The sequence below is a fragment of the Streptomyces sp. NPDC033178 genome, from assembly GCF_055577685.1.
In genome coordinates, this window is the sequence record NZ_JBVIPT010000001.1 from 142,986 (window position 1) to 163,895 (window position 20,910).

Below are 20,910 nucleotides of genomic sequence, written 5' to 3' on the forward strand. Positions count from 1 at the left end.
GTTCGAGGTGTGGGAGCGCTTTCGAAGCGCGGGGGGGGCTCAGAGGGTGTTACTGAGGTCCGCGCGGTCGGGGCGGGGCGGTGGTCTCGCGCAGGACCATGCGGATGGGCATCTGGACATGGCCGGGGTGTTCGACGGCCGGCTCGTCCAGCTGGCGCAGGAGCAGCCGGGCGGCCTCGGCGCCCTGGCCCGCGACCGGCTGGGCGACGGTGGTCAGACCGATCACGTCGGCGAGTTCGTGGTCGTCGAAGCCGACGACGGACACGTCGTCCGGGACCTTCAGCCGGTGGCGGCGCAGGGCGCGCAGCGCGCCCATCGCCATCTCGTCGGACTGCGCGAACACGGCGGTCGGCGGCCGGGAGGCGGCCAGCAACTCGGTCATCGCCCGCTCGCCGCCCTCCAGGGTGTAGTCGCCGTCCGCCTCCAGGGTCGGGTCGTGCTCGATCCCGGCCTCGGCCAGGACGTCGAGATACGCCCGGCGGCGCTCGATGGGCGTGGTCCAGTGCAGCGGACCGCTGGATCCGCTGATCATGCCGATCCGGCGGTGGCCGAGGTTCACCAGATGCCGTACGGCGCTCTCCGCGCCGACCCGGTCGTCGATGCCGACCACGGTGAAGCCGGGCCGGGCGCCGCCGACCGTGCTGGCCAGCGGCACTCCGAGGGAGCGCAGCGCCGCGGACTCCCCCTCGTCGGGGATGAGCAGCGACAGCACCGCGTCCACCCGCTTGCGGACCGGCAGCTTCGTGAAGAAGCGCTTGCGCGTCTCGGGCGTGCCCAGGTTGTACAGCAGGACGTCGTACCCGGCGGCGCTGAACACCTGCTCCGCCGCGTCGAGCACGGTGCCGAAGAACCAGCGGCCCACGTACGGGACGACGACCCCGATGGTGAAGGTGCGGCCGCTGGCCAGGCTGGAGGCGGAGCGGGAGGCGGTGTAGCCGAGCTGTGCGGCGACGGCCGCGATCCGGTCCCGCACCTCGTCGGAGACGCCCGCCCGGCCGCGCAGGGCGCGGGACACGGTGGACGCGGAGACGCCGGCGGCGCGGGCGACGTCGTTGATGCTGGCCGTCACGGCTCAGTTCCTCCCGTTGATTTCACGGCGGTGTGATCTGCGAGTGACGTGACCGTAAACCTGACCTCGCTGTTGCGCAAGCGTTTGCGTTCATATTTACTTGGGCCGATTCCCAAGAGATATCGCTTTGGTCAATGGTCAGCGCACGCGTTTGAGCGCTGTGAGCCGACAGGAACTGTGCATGCGATACGCCCCGCCCGGCCTCTGCGTGAACGACTTCGCCCTCCTGCGCGACGAGGACGGCACGTACACGGTGCTGCACCTGCAGGGGCCCTGGACGGCGGAGTTCGACCACTTGCGGATGGAGACCTCCTACGGCCGGGCGACCTCCGCCGATCTGGTCCGCTGGCAGCCCCAGGGCACCGCCTTCGGCAACGGGCTGCCCGGCCGCTTCGACCAGCAGGCCGTGTGGACCATGCACCCGCTGCGGCACGGCGGCGGGATGGCCATGTTCTACACAGGAGTGAGCGGGCTGACGGCGGACGGCTGGCCGCTGCAGGCCGTCGGCCTCGCGTACTCCGACCGCACCGACGGCACGGGCTGGCGACGCCACGGCACCGGGCCGGTCGTCGAGGCGGACCCGCGCTGGTACCGCACCGGTGAAAGCATGGGCTGGCGCGACCCGTTCGTCGTACGCGACGACGAGGGCGAGGGCTGGGTGATGGCCGTCTGCGCGAGCGACGCCTCACTGCCGGTGGAGGTCAGCGGCTGCGTGGCGCTGGCCACCTCCCCCGACCTGGAGCACTGGACGGTCCACCCGCCGCTCCTCTCACCGGGCGACGTCGACGAGTTGGAGTGCCCGGTCCTGGAACGCCTCGACGACGGCAGCTGGCTGCTGCTCGGCTCGATCGGTGCCACCCGCGGCTTCGAGGCGTGGACCGCCCCCCGTCTGCGCGGCCCCTGGACCCGCCGCGGCCCTCTCGGCCCGACCGGCGCGTACGCCCCGCGTGTCGTCGCCGCGCCCGACGGTTCGCGGGTGGTCCTGCACACCACGCCCCGTCAGGTCGGCCTCACCGACACGGGGGACCGCTGCCGCGGCATGCTGGCCCAGCCCAAGTCCCTTGTCGTACGGGAGGATTCAGCGCCCCGCCTGGAATGGTGGACCGGTCTGAACGCCTGGCTCGGCGAGGAGACCGACCGGCCCGCCCTCCACGCGGTCGGTGACATCGGCATCACCGGGCCCGTCGAGATCACCCTCCGCAGCGACACCACGGACGACGGCCGCCCCGCCCTCTCCGTCGGCTGCGACGGCAAGAATCTCTGGGTCACCGGACCCGGCGGCATCCGGCTCGGCGAGACCGTCCTGACCGAGCCCGCCGCCAGCCTCCGCATCCTCACCATCGGCGAATACGTCGAGGTGTACGCCGACAACGTCTTCGCCCTGACGGCCCTGTGCTACTCCGGGCACGCCGCCCAGTGGACAGCCGTAACCGAAGGACACAGCCGCACGATCCCCAAACGCCCGATCCGGCTGCCCGACCCCCATCGCGACGACGCCTCGGCCGTCTGGCCCGGACCCTGAGTCACGACGACCCACGACGCCCGCTTGATCCTGCGGGCGGCCGCTTCGTCACCTCACTCCGCCGAGCACCGACGACATCACTCGGTGGCAGCCCGGGCGCGTGCGCCCTCGCGGACCGCGGCCACGTTCTTCTTGCCCATTCGCGAGCCGTTCAGCTTGGCCCTGATGTGCTCCCGGACCGTGACCGGTTCGTAGGCGAGGCCGTCGTCCGCGTCGAGAAGGGCGGGCAGCGTCTCGATGACGGCCTCCGGGTTCCCGTCATGGAAGAAGGCGGCCGAGCGGCGCCGCAGGATCGCCCCGTCGACGACGGGTGGCTTGACGCGGTGCAGCGTCGACATCCACCGGTCGTTGGTCAGCCGGGCCGTGAGATCACCGAGGTTGACGAGCAGAGCGCCGTCCGCGGGCGCCACGTCGTGCCAGGTGCCGTGTCGGTCGAGCACCTGGAGCCCGGGGACCTGGTCGGCCCACAGCACGGTGACGATCCCGTAGTCGGTGTGCTCGCCCATCCCCATCAGCTCGCCGTCCAGGTCAACGGTGCCTTCGGGCAGGGCGTAGTTGTTCATCCGGAGCACGTCGATGGAATGTCCGGTGAGCTCGCCGAAGAAGCCCGGTGCCAGGCCGAGGGCGTCCGCGAAGATCCGCGTCAGCGTGCGTGCCACCCGCGAGGCGTGACCGAAGTAGGCCTCCACCCGTGGCGTGAACCCCTCGATGTCAGGCCACACGTTGATCCCGAAGTCGTCCTCGGAAAGGCCGAGTTCGGGCGGGAAGGAACGCGCCTCGACACCGACGTTGAAGGCCTCGAAGAAGTCGTTCATCCGTGAGGCCGACTCAAGGCCCAGGCTCAGGCTGAGCGACTCGCTCTTCGGTGGGCTGTACCCGCGGTTGGCGCCGCCGTCGACGCGGTACGCCTTCTTCTCCTCCAGCGGCAGCGCGAAGAACGCGTCCATCGCCCCCTTCAGACCGTCGAGCGCGCTCTGCGGAATGCCGTGCCCAAGGACCTGGATGAACCCCACGTCGGCACACGCAGCATCGATCAGCCGTGCCACATGCCCCCGCTCCTCGTCCGTACCGTCTCCGGCGTAGGGGGAGATGTCGACGGTCGGCACGGTGAACACGGGCATGGGGGCGGCAATGTGAGAATTCACTGTCCTACGTCCCTTTCGGACTGCGGGTCATTGGGCGAAGGGTCACTGGCCGTGAGGTCGGGCGCGTCGGGCCCCGAGTGCGGCGGCCGAGGCGGGTCAGCGGGAGGTGAGCGGGGTTTCCGACTCGATGCGGGTGAGCTTTTCGGGGTTGCGGACGTAGTAGAGGCCGGTGACGCGGGTGTTCTCCACCGAGAAGGCCAGCACGCCGTCGATCTCGCCGCCCAGGCGGAGGATGAGGCCGGGGTTGCCGTTGACCGTCGTGGGCTCGCTGCTGAAGGTGCCGCCTGCCTTGTCGACGCTGCCGGCCATGTAGCGGAGCACCTTGTCGGCGCCGACGACCGGTCGCAGGGCCGCCAGCTTGAGGCCGCCGCCGTCGCTGACGAAGACGACGTCCGGGGCGAGTACGTCGAGCAGCCCCTGCAGGTCACCGGTTTCGAGCGCGCGGCGGAAGGAGTCCGACGCCGCCCGGGCTTCTTCCGGGGAAGCCGGTGTGCCCGGTCGGCGGGCGTCGACGTGCCGGCGGGCGCGGTAGGCGATCTGGCGTGCGGCGGCGGGGCTCTTGTCGATCGCGGCCGCGATGTCGTCGTAGCCGAAGTCGAAGACCTCGCGCAGTACGAAGACGGCGCGTTCGGTCGGTGAGAGGGTTTCGAAGATGTACATGAGTGCCAGCGACAGGTTCTCGGACAGTTCGACGTCCTCGGCCACGTCCGGCGTGGTGAGCAGGGGCTCGGGCAGCCAGGGGCCCACGTAGGCCTCCTTGCGCCGTTTGAGGGTGCGCAGCCGGTTCAGTGCCTGCCGGGTCGTGATCCGCACCAGGTAGGCGCGCTGGTCCCGCACCTGCGCCAGATCGGCCTTGACCCATCGCAGCCAGGTCTCCTGGAGGACGTCCTCGGCGTCCGCCGCCGAACCGAGCATCTCGTAGGCGACGGTGAACAGCAGGTCGCGGTGGGCGACGAAGGCCTCGGTCGCGGGGTCGGTGACGTGGTCGTTCATGTCGTGCGCTTCGCTCTCTCGCGGTCGGCCCCACCTGCCGGAGGCGGGCCGTGGATATGTACCCGGTCCCAAGACGGGCTATCGCCTACAGCCCTCCTCCTCCTTCGGCCGAACCGTTCGGTTCGGCCGAAGGAGGAGGAGGGCTTGACGGCTAGGCCGCGCGTCCGGTGTCGGACGGTGTCGTGCGGTGTTCCGGCCGAGGCGTCTCCAGGCGATCGGTGTCGTCGCCGTGGGCTGCGCGGGAACCGGCCTTGCGTGCCCCGGACACCAGCTTGCCGAGGGTGAACCGGCAAGCGATCTCCTTGACGCCGGCACCCGGCCGACCGCCGATGTGGAGCGCGTTCACCCTGTCGTTCGGGTAGGAGAACTGGGTGACGCCCTCGTCCCGGCCGAGGCTGAGGCACTGCCCGGCGAAGAACATCCGGACGGGAGCGGGTGTCTTCCCCGCGATCCGGCGCAGAATCGTGGCGGCGGCCGCCGGGCCCAGCTGCACGGCCGCCTGGCAGCTCATCCGGAACGACTGGTCCGTCATCGCCGCCGCGTCCCCGGCGGCGACGATGTGTACGTCGTCGACGCTGGTCAGCGTCGTGTCGGTGACCAGGCGGCCGGCGGCGTCGGTGCGCAGCCCGCTGCGGGCGGCCAGGTCCGGGACGCGGAATCCCGCGGTCCAGATCGTCACCGCGCTGGGCAGCTCGCGGCCGTCGTCGAGCTGCACGGCGTCCTGTGTCACTTCCGTCACCCGCGTACGGGGACCTTCGAGGACGGTCACACCGAGCCTGGCGAGCCGGCGGGCGACCGGGCGGCGGACCCGGGCGTGCAGGGAGGGGCCGAGCACGTCGCCGCAGACCAGGGTGACTCTGCGGCCCTGTTCCGCCAGCTCGGCAGCGGTCTCCAGGCCGGTCGGGCCGGCCCCGACGACGGTCAGCGGAGCCGCCGCGGGCGCCGCATCCAGCGCGGACCGCAGCCGTTCCGCCCCCTCGATGTCCGACACCGAATGAGCGAACTCGGCCGCTCCGGGCACGCCGGGATCGGCGGCGCCGCTGCCCACCGCGTAGACCAGGTAGTCGTACGAGACCGAGCCGCCGCCCGCCAGCGACACCCAGCGCTCGGCAGCGTCGATCCGCGTCGCGGTGTCGACCACCAGCCGGACCTTCCCGCCCAGAACCTCACCGAAGCTCTCGACCGCGTCGTCGGAGCCGGTCACGAGCTGGTGCAGACGGATCCGCTCGACGAATTCGGGACGTGGGTTGACCAGGGTCACCGACACGCCGTCGCGCCGAGCCAGGCGATTGGCCGCCGTCACGCCCCCGTACCCGCCGCCGACCACGACCACCTGAACATTCCCGTTCATCATGTCTCCCTGTGTCTCCCTCGAGTGATGGACTCGGCATGGAGACACCGGCCGCGCATCCCGTGTCACGGCCCGCGGATGAGACGTAGCGCACATCGGACGCGGCGAAGACGCCGCAGCGGCTCTCCGCGCCGCCCCGCATCACCTGCGAAAGTGCTTCGACGGGGGCCCGGCCTGTCGGCGCAACTGCCCGGCCGGGCCGACGGGCGGGACCGGCACCTGCCCCTCGGCGTCCGTGACCCCGGCGCGACGGTTCGGCCCCGCTGTGCGAGCAGGGTCCCCGCCACAACGGCCCCACCTCGGTGATGAGTTCACCGATCACATCCGGCGCCCCAGCGCCCAGTTCCACGAGCCACCAGGGCACTGGAACGCTCTTCCCTCTCGCGCGGAGCACATGATCTACTCGACCAGGGCACACGGAGTACTCGACCTGGCCCAGCCACTTGGAGCGACGGACGCAACGGAGTTGTCATGCCGACCGGCCCACAACGGTTCTCACAGATCGTCACCGACAAGGCGCATCCCGCCCGGGTCTACGACTGGCTGCTGGGTGGCAAGGACAACTATCCGGTCGACGAGGCCGTGGGGGAAAAACTGCCGCCCGAGGCCAGGGACGCGGCGCGGCAGAACCGCCAGTTCATGCACCGGGCGGCCGCCTGGCTCGCCACGCAGGGCATTGACCAGTTCCTGGACATCGGGACGGGAATCCCCACCGAGCCCAACCTCCATCAGGTCGTTCAGCGCATCGTGCCGACGGCGAAGGTCGTCTACGCCGACAACGACCCGATCGTCCTGCGTCATGCCGAGGCATTGCTGGTCAGCCTGCCCGGAGGAGTCACCGACTACATCGAGGCCGATGTCCGGCAGCCGCAGGGGATCGTCGAGCATGCCCGGCGCATCCTGGACTTCGGCCGCCCGATCGCGCTGTCGCTGATCGCGCTGATGCATTTCGTCCCCGACGAACAGGACGCGCACACCATCGTCCGCGATCTGGTCGCCACTCTGCCGCCGGGCAGCTATCTGGTGCTTTCGCACGCCGCCTCCGACCTCTATCCGGAACTCGCCGCACAGGTCACCGCCGAGTACGCCAAGGGCGGGATCCGGCTCGGCTTCCGTACCCGTGCCGAGGTGGAGCGCTTCTTCGACGGCCTCGACCTCGTTCCGCCCGGTCTGGTCACCGCGACGGAGTGGCTTCCCTCGGGCAAGGAGCAGGAAGCCGAAGGCAGCGGCATCTACGTGGGAGTGGCCCGCACTTCGTGAACCGCGGGGTCTCCCCACTGACAGCGTCGGCGGTCGCGGCAGTCCCGGCTTCGCCAGGTGCCCAATCCTGAGTGGGGTCAGACTTGTGGGGTGACCGTGCCACCTGAGACCTCACCCCCGTCGGGACAGACCCTCTGCGGCCAGGACACGCGCGGTCCCCTGAGTGTCTTCCTGCGGACGGAGACCGGCAGTGCCTCGGTGCTGCTCGTCGGCGCCCTCGCCGCCCTCGTCTGGGCCAACATCGCCGCCGGTTCGTACGAGGCGCTGTGGGGAACCGAGTTGTCGGTCCGTATCGGATCGGGCGATGTGTCGCTGGACCTGCGCGAGTGGCTGAACAGCGGGCTGATGACGTTGTTCTTCTTCGTCGTCGGCCTTGAGGCACGCCGTGAGTTCGACATGGGCGAGCTGCGGGAACGCCGACGGATCACCCTGCCGCTGCTCGCCGGGCTCAGCGGCATGCTGGTGCCCGTCGCGATCTACCTGTCCGTCAACGCGGGCGAGGACTCCGTGCACGGCTGGGGTGCCGCCATGTCGACGGACACGGCCTTCGCGCTCGGCATGCTCGCCGTCTTCGGGACCCGGCTGCCCGGCAGCCTTCGGGTCTTCATCCTCACCGTTGCCGTCGTCGACGACTTCCTGGCCCTGGCCGTCATCGCCTTCGCCTACAGCGAAGCCGTCTCCCTGCCCGCGCTGCTGACCGCGCTCGCGCTCTTCGCCGTCGTCCTGCTGGTGCGACGCACCCTCGGTATGCGATTCCCTTCCCTGTACGCGATCCTGGGCGCGGCGATCTGGGTGGCACTCCTGAAGTCCGGGGTGGACCCGGTGGTGACCGGCCTCGCGATGGGTCTGCTGACCTATGCCCGCCCGGCGGAGCGCAAAGACCTGGAACGGGCCAGCAGGCTGTTCAGACGCTTCCGTGAACAGCCGACCCCCGAACTCGAGCGCTCGGTGCGACGCCAGATCGCCTCGACGCTCTCCCCCAACGACCGTCTCCAGCGGATGCTGCACCCTTGGACGAGCTATGTGATCGTGCCGCTGTTCGCCCTCGCCAACGCGGGCATCACTCTCAGCGCCGACCAGTTGGCCGATGCCTTCACTTCGCCGGTCACTCTCGGCATCCTCTTCGGCTACGTCCTCGGCAAGCCGCTCGGCATCATCGGCGCGACCTGGCTCACGACACGCCTCAGCGCAGGGCGCCTGCACCCACCGGTCGGCTGGGGCGCCATCACGGCCGGCGGCACCCTCGCCGGGGTGGGCTTCACCGTGTCCTTGCTGATCGCCACCATCGCCTTCGACGGGGACGAGCTGGAGCAGGCGAAAATCGGAATCCTCGGCGCCGTCCTCTGCGCCTTCCTCCTCACCTGGCTGGTCACCGGAGTGATCGGCGCCCTTCCTCGACACTCCCGTGCGCGTGCCCTTCTCGGCACCGGCCGGGCGATCGTCGACCTCAGCGATCCTGTCGACATGGCCCGCGACCACGTACGCGGCCCCGTGGACGCACCCGTGACGCTCCTTGAGTACGGGGACTTCGAGTGCCCCTACTGCGGGTTGGCCGAGCCCGTGGTGCGCGAGCTGCTCGCCGACTTCGGGGACGTGCGCTACGTATGGCGGCATCTGCCGCTCACCGACGTGCACCCAGGTGCCCAGCTCGCCGCGGAAGCCGCCGAAGCCGCCGCCCGCCAGAACGGCTACTGGGAGATGCACGAGCAGATGATGCGTCATCAGGGAGAGCTGCGGCCCAGGGATCTGCTCCGCTACGCCGAGGAGATCGGTCTCGACCTCGACCGCTTCCGCGCCGACCTCAGAGCCGGTACGGGCGCCGCCCATGTTGCCGCCGACGTGGAGTCCGCCGACCTCAGCGGGGTGTCCGGCACCCCCACGTTCTTCGTCAACGGCCGTCGCCACCACGGCGCCTACGACATCGCCACCCTGTCCGCGGCCGTACGCGCCGCACGGGCACGAGCAGCTCTCACGGGAGCGGGTCACGAGAACTGACGTCCGGTTCCGCGACGGTCGTCCAGCGGGCCGACGGGTCGAGGCGGAGCGAGCACACGTCGTGCCTCGCCTCCGCGGTTCCGTCGGACGGGGCCTCATGCCTCCGCGGGCGCCCACAAGAAGCCGTCGGGGTCGGTGAAGGTCTCGGTGCCGCCGCCGATGGTCAGACGGTGGGAGCCGCTGCCCTCCGGCGGGACTCCGGCGACCTTGGCCAGGCCGCGGCGCCCGTACAGCGACAGCTTGATGGGACTGGACGAACCGTCGAACTCGACGTACTTGCTGCCGAAGCTCTTCGCGACCGTGAGGCCGCGGTCGACGTAGAACCTCTTGGTCGCGGCCATGTCCGAGACGCCCAACAGGACAACGATCTCATCGATGTCCCGGCTGTCCGGGCCGGTGTCCTTCTTCGACGAGCTTGCGAGCTGCCAGATCGTCCCGTCCGGGGCCTGTACGACGCCGCCGTAGCCCCACAACGACTTCTTGGCGGGCTTCAGCGCGGTGGCGCCGGCGGCCAGAGCCGCGCCGAAGAAACCGTCGACGATCGACGGCTGGGAGACCACGAGGGACACCGTGAACCCGCGGAAGCCGGACGTCGGCTCCTCCGAGGCCCGCAGACGTACTTCTTTGCCCAGGCCGAAGGCCTCCGTGTAGAAACGCTCGGCGGCCGTGGGGTCGGCCACCTCAAGGGTGAGGAATTCGATGGAAGTCATGAGATTCACGCTAGCTGCGACTCGGTGACCGGCGCTTCTTCAATCCTGACCGGTATTGCCACCCGCGTGTTGCCGGGGCCCGGAGCTGCGGCGCCTTCCGGGCCTCCGGCTTCTCAACGCCCGCTGCCTGAGCAGCTGCCTACACGAACTGGTTCTTGTAGAAGACGCTGGACTGCCGTACGCCGTCGGTGTTCGAGTGGAAGCCGAAGGCCAGCCGTGCCGCGCCGGACGCCAGCCAGATCGCCATGCCCTGCGGTTCACGGCCGGGCAGCGACGCACCGGCCGTCGTCTCCCACCGGTCCACGACGGTGGACTGTCCGCTGCCGTTCAGGTCGATGACCGAGATGTACGAGGGGCCGTTCGCCGCACCCTCCAGGAGGTATGCGTAGCGCCCGTAGACGGCGAAGCCCTGGAAGGGGTTGGCGGTCCCCCAGTCCCCCCGGGACGGCAGGGCCCGTTCGGCCAGCCGGCGGTCCGGATCCTCGGTCAGCCGTCCCGCGCGGGCGTCGCTCATGCTGAAGCCGACGATGCGCGGCATGTCCGCGGCCACCTTGTAGCGCACCCACAGCCGGTCGGTGGACGGATCGATCGCGGGCTGCGGATTGACCATGGTGTCGGCGATCGACGGTGTGCGGTCCTGGACCGCGGTGCTGGTCAGCTCCAGCGTGGCCCCGTTGACGAACTTGAACCGTCCCACCTTGGTGCCGAAGCCGGAGGCGCTGCTCCACCACTCGGTCCACAGATGGACATCGCCCTGATAGGGCTCCACACCGATCGAGACCCCGTGACCGAAGTTGTGCAGCGCCATCGCACCGAGCTCGTTGCCGGACAGGTCCGTCTTGGTGATCCACAGGTCTCCGACGTGGTCGGGGTCCGTGTTCGCCGAGTTGGTCTGGGCGAAGTAGATGTGCTGGTTGACGTTGTCGTACGCGAACGACTGCATGACCCAGTTGGCGTGCAGGGACTTCCTCTTGACGGGATTGTCGCCGTCCCCGTCCAGCTTGAACCGCGGCGAGTCGTCCACCACGGCATGCGCGGGGCCGGCACCGAGCAGAGTGGCTCCGGCTCCGAGCAGGGCCGCGGTGGCCATACCCCCGCCGGCCCCCAGCAGCCGCCGCCGACTGAGACCACGGTCGTTCGAACGTATCGGGTGCATGTGTCTCCAGGTACTGGATGGCTGATCCACCCATTCAAGCAAACGAGTCGATGCGACACCGGGAGTTTCCCCCGCCACGCGGGGCACGAGCCGCGTCGCCGAGGACACGCACGACGTCCCGGTCCCGCACGGGCGTCGACGTCGGCGAACTCAACTGCGTGCGGGCGGTGTTTGGGCCATTGACAGCGATCCGGTCGGCATGACACGTTCTCGTTCTGTCCAGGCCGAGACAACGTTGTCAAGGAGGTCTGCCCGATGCGGCTGTCCGTCAGACGGATAACGGCCCGCGCCATCGCTGTGGGCGTCAGCTTGCTCATTCCAGGCCTGCTGTTCGGGGGTGCACTTCCGCCCGTCGCGGCCGCCACGGAGCCGGTTTCCGACCCCGCCGCACTGGTGAATCCCTTCATCGGCACCCAGAACTTCGGGAACACCTTCCCCGGGGCCGCCGCCCCCTTCGGCATGGTCCAGGTCAGCCCGGACACCGGTGGTCAGGGCGGATACGACTATCAGCAGGACAAGATCCACGGGTTCAGCCAGACCCACCTCTCCGGGGTCGGCTGCGGTGTCTCCGGAGAACTGCCCATCATGCCGACCACCGGCGCGGTCGACAGCGTGAACCCGGACACGTACCGCTCCAAGTTCTCGCACGACGACGAGGAGGCCACCCCCGGCTACTACCGGGTGGGGCTGTCGACGTACGACATCGAGGCCGAACTGACCGCCACACAGCGCACCGGCTGGCAGCGGTACACCTTCCCGTCCACCGGCTCGGCGAACGTGCTGTTCAACACCGGCAAGGCCAACCAGAACGTGTTCGACTCCGAGGTGCACGTGGTCGGGGACCGCACGGTGGAGGGGCGGGTGCGTGCCGGAGGGTTCTGTGCCGGGAAGGACAAGCACACCGTCTACTTCACCGCCAGCTTCGACCGGCCCTTCAAGGATCACGGCACCTGGCGCGGTTCAACACCCGAGCCGGGCACGCGAGATGCCGAGGGAGAGGGCAGCAACGGCGCCTGGGTGACCTTCGACGCGACCGACGACCGGGACGCCGTCGTGAAGGTGGGCCTGTCGTACACCGGCATGGACGGCGCCCGGAAGAACCTCGCGGAGGAGACCGGGGACTCGTACGACTTCGACGCCACGCGCGCCGAGCTGCGCGCCACCTGGGAGAAGCAGCTCTCCTCGATCAAGATCGGCGGAGGCTCCGAGGACCGGCGGAAGGTGTTCTACTCCGCGCTCTACCACGCCCAGTTGCACCCGAACCTGGCCGGTGACGTCGACGGCCGCTACACGGGGTTCGACGGCGCGGTGCACGCCGCCTCCGACTTCACTCCGTATCAGAACCTGTCACTCTGGGACACCTACCGGCCGCAGAACCAGCTGCTGGAGATGCTGGAGCCACGCGTCGCCCGGGATGTCGCGCTGTCGGTCCTCGCGATCGGCAAGGACGGCGGGTGGCTGCCCCGGTGGGCCCTCGCCAACAGCGAGACAAACATCATGACCGGTGACCCCGTGACGCCGTTCCTCGTCGAGGCGTGGTCGAAGGGCATGCTGGCCGGGCACGAGGACGAGGCCTACGCGCTGCTGAAGAAGAACGCGACCAGTACCCCGCCCGCCGACTCCCCGTACAACGGCCGCTCCGCCGTGGACCAGTACAGCAAGCGCGGCTACGTGCCCTCCGGCCTGCAGCTGAAGAAGGACTGCGCGGACAAGGGCGGCGACAACGACTGCACCCACCCGGCTTCGGCGACCCTGGAGTACTCGGCGGCGGACGCGTCACTGGCCCTGATGGCCAAGGGGCTCGGGCACGGCTCCGACGCACGGATGTTCGCGGCCCGCGGCCAGTGGTACCGCAACCTGTGGGACTCCTCGATCGGCCAGTTCCGGCCCCGCACGACGGCGGGGACGTGGGTGACTCCGTACGATCCGGTCGAAGCGGGCCACCAGTTCCACGAGGGCGGCGCGTACCAGTACCAGTGGCTCGTGCCGCAGGACCCCGCCGGTCTCGTCGATCTGATGGGCGGCCGGAAGGCCACGGAGAAGCGGCTCGACTCCTTCTTCGCCTACGACAAGCTGCTCACCGACCCGGCGGGCACGGCGCGCAAGGACTGGATCTCCCAGCCGTACGACTACTACGGCAAGCCGACCTACAACCCGAACAACGAGCCCGATCTCCACGCGCCCTACATGTATCTGTGGGCCGGCGCGCCGGCGAAGACGGCGACCGTGGTGCGCGCCGCGATGACGCTGTTCACCAACGGGCCCGACGGCATGACCGGCAACGACGACCTGGGCACCATGTCGGCCTGGTACGTGTTCTCCTCACTCGGCCTCTACCCGACGATGAGTGGCGGCGACTTCATGGCGCTGTCCAGTCCGCAGTTCGACTCGGCGGCCATCACGATCGGCCGGTACGGGAAGCGGCAGGGCGGCACACTGACGATCAAGGCGCCGGGGGCGAGCGACACCAACCGGTACGTACAGCGGGTGTCGTTGGACGGCCGGGACGTGAAGCGCACCTGGCTGGACTGGGACAAGGTCTCGCACGGCGGCACTCTGGTCCATCGGCTCGGTACGACGCCGTCGGGCTGGGGTACCGGTGCGGGTGCCCAGCCGCCGTCGGTCAACCAGGCGGACGCCGACGGCCGTCGGCACCTGGACGCGTCCCTGCGGAGCTCCTCCGACGTCGTCCCGGCCGGCGACACCGCTCAGACGGCCCACCTGACCCTGGACGTCCTCGGCCAGGCCCCTGGTGAGCTGCGGGCGTCGGTGACGGCTCAGGCGCCCACCGGCTGGCGGGTGACGACAACTCCGCACTCTCCGCTGCGAATCCGGTCCCAGCACCTGCCCGTACAGAAGACGGTGTCCGTGAAGGTGACCGTGCCTCCCGGCACCGCCGCCGGTTCCTACCCGGTGCGCTTCACGGTCGAGGCCGACGGAGCGGGACGGGTCACCCGGGAAGCCACCGTCGAGGTACGCCCCGCCGCGAAGTGTGCGACAGCCACGGGCAAGCAGTGCGCGGTGGACCTGAGTGGGGACATGGCGCACGACGGGACGGCCACCACGGACAATCCCGGCCAGGGTGACTTCGACGGATCCGGCTGGAGTTACGACGCCGGTCTCCTTCCGGCCGCCGGGCCTGTCACCTGGGACGGCGTGACGTACGAGGCACCGGATCCGACCGGGACCGCGGCGAACTTCGTCGAGGCCCACGGCCAGACGCTGTTGCTGCCCGCCCGCAGCCACGGCACCCTGCGCCTGGTGGCGGCATCGCACAACGGGCCGGTGACGACCGCGCTGACCGTCCGGTACACCGACGGCAGCAGCTCCGAGGTCCCGCTCAAGGTCGGCGACTGGGCCGGCCAGGCCCCCGACGGCACCACCGTCGTCCTCGACATGCCCCACCGGATCAAGGCCGGCCAGGGCGTCGACGGGCCGCCGGTGCGACTGTTCGGCAGTTCCGTCGAGCTGAACAACGCCAAGGAGATGCGCTCGTTGACGCTGCCGGACGATCCGCGGATCGAGGTGTACGCAATCACGCTGTCGTAGGCGGCCTCGCGGAGGCAGCCGTCGGTAGCCGCCCTCAGCCCCCATCCGCCTCCGCTCCGGCCTGTCGGCCGGAGCGGAGGCGGGGCGCTTCCGTCTTCAACGGCCGCAGCCTGGCCTCCGGTACGGTCGGGGGTTCCGGACCTCTGGTCCGGGGATGTACTCCTCGCCACCTGCTGGAACACCGGCGAGAACCTCGGCCCAGGTAACCGTTGGTACCTCACCGTCTATGAGCGCTACAACCACCTCAACGGGCTTGAGCTGACCGTGACCGGGTGGACGTATGCGCCGTTCGTGGACAGCAGCGCCGCTTCCAACGGCGGCGTCACGCACTGCCGAGCTGGTGGGCATGGCGCCCTTTCCACCATGAAGTGGCTGGTCAGCGATCCAGCACACCTCCAGTGCGCGCCGAGGGCAAGGTAGATCCCGTGGCGCGCGCCGGAGGTGCTTTTGCTCGCCGAGCTGTTTGCCTATCGGGCAAATAAAATGGCCTCTTGGGTTGACCTCGTGTGTCGCTCAGCCGATCCTGGGTGCATCCGTAGGGCGACGTCACGGCGACCATGCGGCTCCGTGACACGGTGGCCGCCCGCCGCGAGTTCCGTGATCTGCGCGTCACACCGCTGCTGTTCGTGGCCCGGGCACTCCTGCTTGCCTTGCGCAACACCCCTGAGGCGAACGCCAGTTGGGACGAGCCGGCGCAGGAGATCGTGCTCAAGCACTACGTGAACCTGGGCATCGCCGCCGCGACCGGGCGAGGGCTCATCGTCCCCAACATCAAGCAGGCCGACCGGATGTCGCTGCGTGAACTCGCCGAAGCACTCGCAGCGCTCACCGGCACAGCCCGCGAGGGCAGGACAACACCCCAGTCGATGATGGACGGGACCATCACCATCACGAACGTCGGCGTGTTCGGCGTGGACACAGGAACCCCGATCCTCAACCCGGGTGAGGCGGCCATCCTCGCCGTGGGCGCCATCCGCCGTACCCCCTGGGTGGTGACCGACGCGTCGGGGACCGAGACGATCGAGCCCCGGTGGGTCACTCAGCTGGCACTCTCCTTCGACCATCGGCTCGTCGACGGCCAGCAGGGCTCCCAGCTACTGGCCGACCTGGCCGCCTTCCTGCACGACCCCGGGCTGGCGATGCTCTGAGGCGGCATGAGCGCACTGGACGTACTCGTGGTTGGCCTTCAGTCAGCGTGTGTGACGGCGGACCGCGTCGAGGAGTTGGTCGATGTCGTCGGCGCTGTGTGAGAAGGCGGTGACGAACCGGACGATCCCCGGTTCCCAGCGGTCGTGGTAGAACGCGTAGCCCTCGGCGAGGAGTCCTTCGGTGACCTGCTGGGGCAGGCGGCAGAACAGGATGTTGGCCTGCGGTGTGGCCAGCAGGCCGGCACCGGGGATGGCCTTGAGGCCGTCGCCGAGCCGGGTGGCCATCGCGTTGGCCTGGCGGGCGTTGTGCAGCCACAGGCCGTCGGTGAGGTACGCGTCGATCTGGGCCGTGTGGAAGCGCATCTTGGAGGCGAGCTGGCCGGCGCGCTTGGCGCGGAAGGCGAGCTCGGCGGCGAGTGCAGGGTCGAAGGAGACGATGGCGTCGGCGGTCATCGCGCCGTTCTTGGTGGCGCCGAAGGACAGCACGTCGATGCCGGCCTTCCAGGTCATCTCGGCCGGGGTGACGCCGAGATGCTCCAGGGCGTTGGCGAAGCGCGCGCCGTCCATGTGGACGCGCAGTCCCGCGTCCTTGGCGATGGCGGACAGACGGCGGATCTCCTCCAGGGTGTAGACGCTGCCACTCTCCGTGGCCTGGCTGATGCTCACCGCGGACGGCTGCACGCTGTGCACGTCACCGGCCCGACGGCGCACCGCCGCCTGCAACGCATCGGGGTCGATCTTGCTGTCGGGACCCGGCACACCGACGAGCTTGGCGCCGTTGGTGAAGAACTCCGGGGCGCCGCACTCGTCGGTGTTGATGTGGCTTTCGGGGTGCGAGAGCACGCTGCCCCACGGCGGGGTGAGGGCGGCCAGGCTCAGGCCGTTGGCGGCGGACCCGGTGGAGACCGGGAAGACATCGACGTCCCGCTCGAAGATCTCGCCGAGCCTGCGGCGGGCGCTGTCGGTGTAGGGGTCGTTGCCGTACGGCAGGACCTGTCCGGCGGCGGCGTCGGCGACGGCCTGGGCTATCCGCGGGGATGCCCCGGCCATGTTGTCACTGCTGAAGGCACGGCTGGAGGGGGTAATGGCGATGGTGGTGCTCATGAGCGGTCTTCCTTGGTCTCAAGTACTGAGGTCTCAGGCGTGGCGTCTCAAGTGCTGGAGCCGCAAGTGCCGGGGGCTCAAGTGCCGGGGGCTCAAGTGCTCGGTCTCAGGTGCTGATGGGCGAGGCGAAGACGACGGTGACGTCCACTTCCTCGGCGCCGGTGCGGTAGAAGTGCGGGGCGTCCCCGGCGAAGGCGAGCATGTCGCCGGGGCCCAAGTCCTGCGGGGCGTCGACGGGACCGGCGGTGACGTGCCCGGTGGCGATGAGCAGGTGCTCGATCGTGCCGGTGGCGTGCGGGACACCGGGCAGCTCCGTCTCGGGCGGAATGCGCAGCCGCCAGATCTCCAGGCTGTTGCCGCTGCTGATGCGGCGCAGCAGTTCCCGGGAGACCTCGCCCGGTTCGGCGTCCGTGCCCGGCCGGAACACCGGCCCGGTGTCGGCGTCGCGCGCCAGCAGGTCGGCGATCGGGATGCGCAGGGCGATGGCGATCGCGTCCAGGGTGTCGATCGTGGGATTGCCGTTGCCGGCCTCCAGCTGCGACAGCGTGGCCTTGCTCAGCCCGGCGCGCCGGGCCATCTCCGCGGCGCTCATACCGCGCTGCTGACGGCGCAGGCGGATCTTCGCGCCGACCGCGGCGGCGGTACTGCTCACCGGCTGGCGGCCGGACTGCGAGGGCGTCATCGGTGGCTCCTGTCCGTTGCGGTGCCCGACACATGAGGTGCGGCGTACGACCCGTGTGCCGCGGTGTACGACACATGTGTCGCGGTGTAGGACACGCGGATGCGGCCCTTCTTGACCTTGAGCGTCGGCAGCACCGCTTCGGCCAGGTCGCCGAGGCTGCGAACGTGCGTACCCCCGCACGGCGCGGAGTGCAGCGAGCCCAGGTGCACCTCGCGCCGCCCGTCGGCGAGGCACCGTGCGAAGACCGGCAGATCGTCGGCGACCGCGCCCGCCACGGCGGCGCGCAGCACAGCGGTCACCTCCTCCCGCCCTTCCGGGTCGGCCAGCCGTGTGTCCGTCCGCGGTGCCTGGAACTCGATGCGTGCCTGACCGGGGAAATGGTTACTGGCGACCATCTCCCACCCCTGCATCCGCCCGACCGCTTCGACGAGGTGTCCGGCCGTATGCAGTGCGGCGTGAGCTGTCCGGGCCCGAAGGTCGATCCGGGCCCGCACCTTCTGTCCCTCGGTGAGACCCGGAAGGCTGCCGCTCTCAGGCCTGCCGCTCTCGGGTGCCATCGCCACGACCAGCCCCGACTCACGATCCCGGACCGGGATGATCTCCATGTCCTCCAGCCACCCCCGGTCGGCGGGCTGGCCCCCGCCCTGCGGATGAAACAGGCAGTGCTCGACGGCCGCCCATGGCGTCCCGTCCCTCTCTCCGACCGCGATCACCCGCGTATCGACCAGCTCCAGGTAGGTGTCATCGAGGTAGGCGCCGACCTGTGCGCCTACCCCAAGGGCCTCGATTGAGTGAACCATGTGTTCACTATACCGAACGACGCCGGACCTGGTGAACCTATCGTTCGTTTTACTGAACAACCCTGATCGAGTCAGCGACGCTGCGAGCGGGATGGTGCCGGTGAGGGAAAACCCTGTCGGTGCTTGTCAGTGCTCTCTGTTAGCTTCAGGCGCTCGTGTGATCAACGAGCCTCAAATGCTCACAGGGGAGGGACACTTGACCAGGTTCAGAAGGACGGGCAGACGCAGACGGACGGTGGTGGGGAGCTGCGCGGTGGCGCTGCTGGTCACGGCCACCGGGACGGCGTACGCGGTGGACAACCTGCCGCCGAAGCAGCCGCTCGCCCAGGATCTCAAGTCGGGAAGCAAGGCCTGCGCGACCGGCGACGACACGCCGTACGTTTCGGCGCCGCCCAGGCTCGATGCGGTGCTGTACGACCCGGAGGAGGACAACCAGCCCTCCGAATCCAGCCCGGTCAACGGCGAGTTCGAAGCCTGGTGGACGGACGCGTCAGGAGTGGAACAGCGGCGCAGCTACACCAGCATCACCCTGTCGTCCGGGTCGCACCACTACTGGACGTTGCCGGGCGACATCCCGGCGAACACCGTCGTCTCCTGGCACGTCCGCGCGAACGACGGCAAGGCGACCTCCGCGTGGAGCGACGAGGGCGACGGCTCGGTCTGCTCGTTCGTGTACGACGACGTGAGCCCTGCGAAGGCAACGATCACCTCTCCCGAATACCCCAACCCCGAGGACGTGTTCTGGGTGGACGGAGTGGGCGTCTACGGCCACTTCACCATGGACTCGCCCTCCGACGACGTGGTGTCGTACACGTACGGCTTCATGGGCGGCCCCTACGGGACCGTTTCCGCGGAGCGTCCCGGCGCGGCCGTGACCATTCCGTACCTGCCACTCACTTCGGGGCCCAAGGCGCTGACGGTCCGCGCGATCGACCGGTCGGGCCGGAGCAGCGGGGAGTCCCGGTACGAGTTCAACGTGAAGGCCGGCCGTGCTCCCGTGGCCCGCTGGAAACTGGACGACGCGGCAGGTTCCCGCTCGGCCGCCGCCGAGACCGGCACCGACGCCCGTGCCGGCACCGGGGTGACCTTCGGCGGCCCGGTGCCCTCGGGCACCAACACCTCCGCCACGGTCGGTCTCGACGGCAGCGGCCACGCTTTCCTCACCCCGGACGCCCCGGCGACCGACATCCGCAAGACCTTCGCGGTGAGTGCGTGGGTACGGCCCGCCGGACTCGGCCGGAACATGACCGTCGCCAGCCAGGACGCCGACGGGGCTCCCGGCTTCGGCCTGGGGCTGCGCCGTCAGGACTCCGGTGCCGCCTGGTCGTTCTCGGTCGGCGGCGCGCGGGTGTCAGGCGGCGCTCCCGAGACCGGCGAGTGGGCCCATGTGCTGGGTCTGTACGACGCAGAGACCGCAAAGGCACAGTTGTACGTCAACGGCCACGAGGTCGGGACGACGGCGGACGCGGCTCCGGCCGAGGCGGCCGGCGCTTTCCAGATCGGGCGCGCCCGCGGGACGGCCGGCTATCGGGACCGGTGGCAGGGGGACATCGGTGACGTACAGGTTCACGACCGGGTCGTGGTGCCGGACGAGGCAGCCGAACTGGCGTACCGCAAGCCGAAGCTGCTCGGCCACTGGTCGCTGGAGAACGCGACGGACGGCGTGAGTCCCGAGCAGTCGGACGGCGTGCCCCTGCGGCTCGGCACGGGGGCTTCGATCTACCGGGGCTCCGGCAGTTCCTGCATTCCTGACCTCGATCCCGACTGCACCTACGTGCCGCCGCCGCTCGTCGGCGACGGGCATCTGCGTCTGGACGGCGAGAACGGGTTTGCCGCTGCCGACGGTCCCGTCGTGGACACCGGGGACAGTTTCACGCTCGGTGTCGTCGTACGCCTCGCGGACTCCGAGCCCGCCCACCCGATGACCGTGCTCTCGCAGGCCGGTGACCACACCAACGCCTTCAAGGTGCGCTACGAGCCGGCCACGCACACCTGGCAGCTGGTGATGCCGGAGAAGGACGAGGCCGGAGCCCCGGAGAAGGTGGTGTCCCAGATCGAGGGCGCGGACGGGGGCGAGGGCCAGGGACATCGCCTCGCCGTGGTCTACGACGACGCGACCGACACGATCAAGCTCTACCTCGACGGCTACACCAACGCCCAGGCGACCGCGACCCTGCCCAACGGCTGGAACAGCACCGGTGCCCTCCAGATCGGCCGGGCCAAGGCCGCTGACGGCTGGGGCGAGTACCTGCATGGCGACGTGGACGAGGTACAGGCCTACTCCGGCGCGCTGAGGGACGGGGACATCCGCGGCCTTGGGTGGGGCACGGATCCTTGTCTGTGCTGACCCCTGACCCCTGACCCCTGATCTCCGACCTCCCCGGCGGCCCGCCCGACCCCAGGTTCCGGCGGGCCGTTCTCCGGCC

At 69.9% G+C, this 20,910-nt stretch carries 14 protein-coding genes and 1 pseudogene; 6 read left to right on the top strand and 9 right to left on the bottom strand.

Translation table 11 applies throughout. The features are described 5' to 3' along the window. Positions 1 to 49: 49 nt before the first annotated feature. Positions 50 to 1,069 carry a LacI family DNA-binding transcriptional regulator gene (locus ACZ5VQ_RS00725; protein ID WP_469103010.1) on the bottom strand — a complete coding sequence of 340 codons (1,020 nt, stop codon included), beginning with the start codon at positions 1,067 to 1,069 and terminating at the stop codon, positions 50 to 52. Between the two features lie 181 nt (positions 1,070 to 1,250). Between ACZ5VQ_RS00725 and ACZ5VQ_RS00730 the strand changes: the two genes are divergently transcribed. After that, positions 1,251 to 2,591 (top strand): glycoside hydrolase family protein, encoded by a 1,341-nt coding sequence (locus ACZ5VQ_RS00730; RefSeq protein ID WP_469103011.1) that lies wholly within the window; start codon positions 1,251 to 1,253, stop codon positions 2,589 to 2,591. 77 nt (positions 2,592 to 2,668) lie between these two features. Here ACZ5VQ_RS00730 and ACZ5VQ_RS00735 read toward each other — a convergent pair whose 3' ends face one another. The 3 genes from ACZ5VQ_RS00735 to ACZ5VQ_RS00745 form a co-directional block, all read right to left on the bottom strand. Next, positions 2,669 to 3,712, bottom strand: a complete 1,044-nt coding sequence (locus ACZ5VQ_RS00735) for an isopenicillin N synthase family dioxygenase (protein WP_469103012.1) — start codon at positions 3,710 to 3,712, stop codon at positions 2,669 to 2,671. Positions 3,713 to 3,832: 120 nt separating this feature from the next. Further along, positions 3,833 to 4,729: an RNA polymerase sigma-70 factor gene (locus ACZ5VQ_RS00740; protein ID WP_469103013.1), complete on the bottom strand. Its 897-nt coding sequence runs from the start codon at positions 4,727 to 4,729 to the stop codon at positions 3,833 to 3,835. Between the two features lie 151 nt (positions 4,730 to 4,880). Continuing rightward, positions 4,881 to 6,080, bottom strand: a complete 1,200-nt coding sequence (locus ACZ5VQ_RS00745) for an NAD(P)/FAD-dependent oxidoreductase (protein ID WP_469103547.1) — start codon at positions 6,078 to 6,080, stop codon at positions 4,881 to 4,883. Between the two features lie 471 nt (positions 6,081 to 6,551). Here ACZ5VQ_RS00745 and ACZ5VQ_RS00750 point away from each other — a divergent pair, with 471 nt between their 5' ends. Together ACZ5VQ_RS00750 and nhaA are read left to right on the top strand one after the other, a co-directional pair. Next, the gene (locus ACZ5VQ_RS00750) at positions 6,552 to 7,340 is read left to right on the top strand and encodes an SAM-dependent methyltransferase (RefSeq protein ID WP_469103014.1); all 789 of its coding nucleotides are present in this window, start codon (positions 6,552 to 6,554) and stop codon (positions 7,338 to 7,340) included. A 96-nt stretch (positions 7,341 to 7,436) separates the two neighbouring features. Continuing rightward, positions 7,437 to 9,335 carry a Na+/H+ antiporter NhaA gene (gene nhaA / locus ACZ5VQ_RS00755; RefSeq protein WP_469103548.1) on the top strand — a complete coding sequence of 633 codons (1,899 nt, stop codon included), beginning with the start codon at positions 7,437 to 7,439 and terminating at the stop codon, positions 9,333 to 9,335. Between the two features lie 95 nt (positions 9,336 to 9,430). On the opposite strand, the gene ACZ5VQ_RS00760 is transcribed toward nhaA, so the two are convergent. After that, positions 9,431 to 10,045: a VOC family protein gene (locus tag ACZ5VQ_RS00760; protein WP_362069939.1), complete on the bottom strand. Its 615-nt coding sequence runs from the start codon at positions 10,043 to 10,045 to the stop codon at positions 9,431 to 9,433. A gap of 139 nt (positions 10,046 to 10,184) precedes the next feature. Further along, positions 10,185 to 11,201: a phage baseplate protein gene (locus tag ACZ5VQ_RS00765; protein ID WP_469103015.1), complete on the bottom strand. Its 1,017-nt coding sequence runs from the start codon at positions 11,199 to 11,201 to the stop codon at positions 10,185 to 10,187. A 255-nt stretch (positions 11,202 to 11,456) separates the two neighbouring features. Here ACZ5VQ_RS00765 and ACZ5VQ_RS00770 point away from each other — a divergent pair, with 255 nt between their 5' ends. Both ACZ5VQ_RS00770 and ACZ5VQ_RS00775 read left to right on the top strand, forming a co-directional pair. Continuing rightward, positions 11,457 to 14,750 (top strand): GH92 family glycosyl hydrolase, encoded by a 3,294-nt coding sequence (locus ACZ5VQ_RS00770; protein WP_469103016.1) that lies wholly within the window; start codon positions 11,457 to 11,459, stop codon positions 14,748 to 14,750. Positions 14,751 to 15,292: 542 nt separating this feature from the next. Continuing rightward, positions 15,293 to 15,898, top strand: a pseudogene (locus ACZ5VQ_RS00775) (2-oxo acid dehydrogenase subunit E2); the annotation flags it as partial. 42 nt (positions 15,899 to 15,940) lie between these two features. Here the strand turns inward: ACZ5VQ_RS00775 and ACZ5VQ_RS00780 are convergent. The 3 genes from ACZ5VQ_RS00780 to ACZ5VQ_RS00790 form a co-directional block, all read right to left on the bottom strand. After that, positions 15,941 to 17,002: a threonine aldolase family protein gene (locus ACZ5VQ_RS00780; protein ID WP_469103017.1), complete on the bottom strand. Its 1,062-nt coding sequence runs from the start codon at positions 17,000 to 17,002 to the stop codon at positions 15,941 to 15,943. Positions 17,003 to 17,108: 106 nt separating this feature from the next. Beyond that, the gene (locus tag ACZ5VQ_RS00785; protein WP_469103018.1) at positions 17,109 to 17,684 is read right to left on the bottom strand and encodes a helix-turn-helix domain-containing protein; all 576 of its coding nucleotides are present in this window, start codon (positions 17,682 to 17,684) and stop codon (positions 17,109 to 17,111) included. Continuing rightward, positions 17,681 to 18,484 (bottom strand): alanyl-tRNA editing protein, encoded by an 804-nt coding sequence (locus ACZ5VQ_RS00790; protein WP_469103019.1) that lies wholly within the window; start codon positions 18,482 to 18,484, stop codon positions 17,681 to 17,683. Before ACZ5VQ_RS00790 ends, ACZ5VQ_RS00785 begins: the two co-directional genes overlap by 4 nt. 235 nt (positions 18,485 to 18,719) lie before the next feature. Between ACZ5VQ_RS00790 and ACZ5VQ_RS00795 the strand changes: the two genes are divergently transcribed. After that, positions 18,720 to 20,831 carry a LamG domain-containing protein gene (locus tag ACZ5VQ_RS00795; RefSeq protein WP_469103549.1) on the top strand — a complete coding sequence of 704 codons (2,112 nt, stop codon included), beginning with the start codon at positions 18,720 to 18,722 and terminating at the stop codon, positions 20,829 to 20,831. The last annotated feature ends 79 nt before the right edge of the window (positions 20,832 to 20,910 follow it).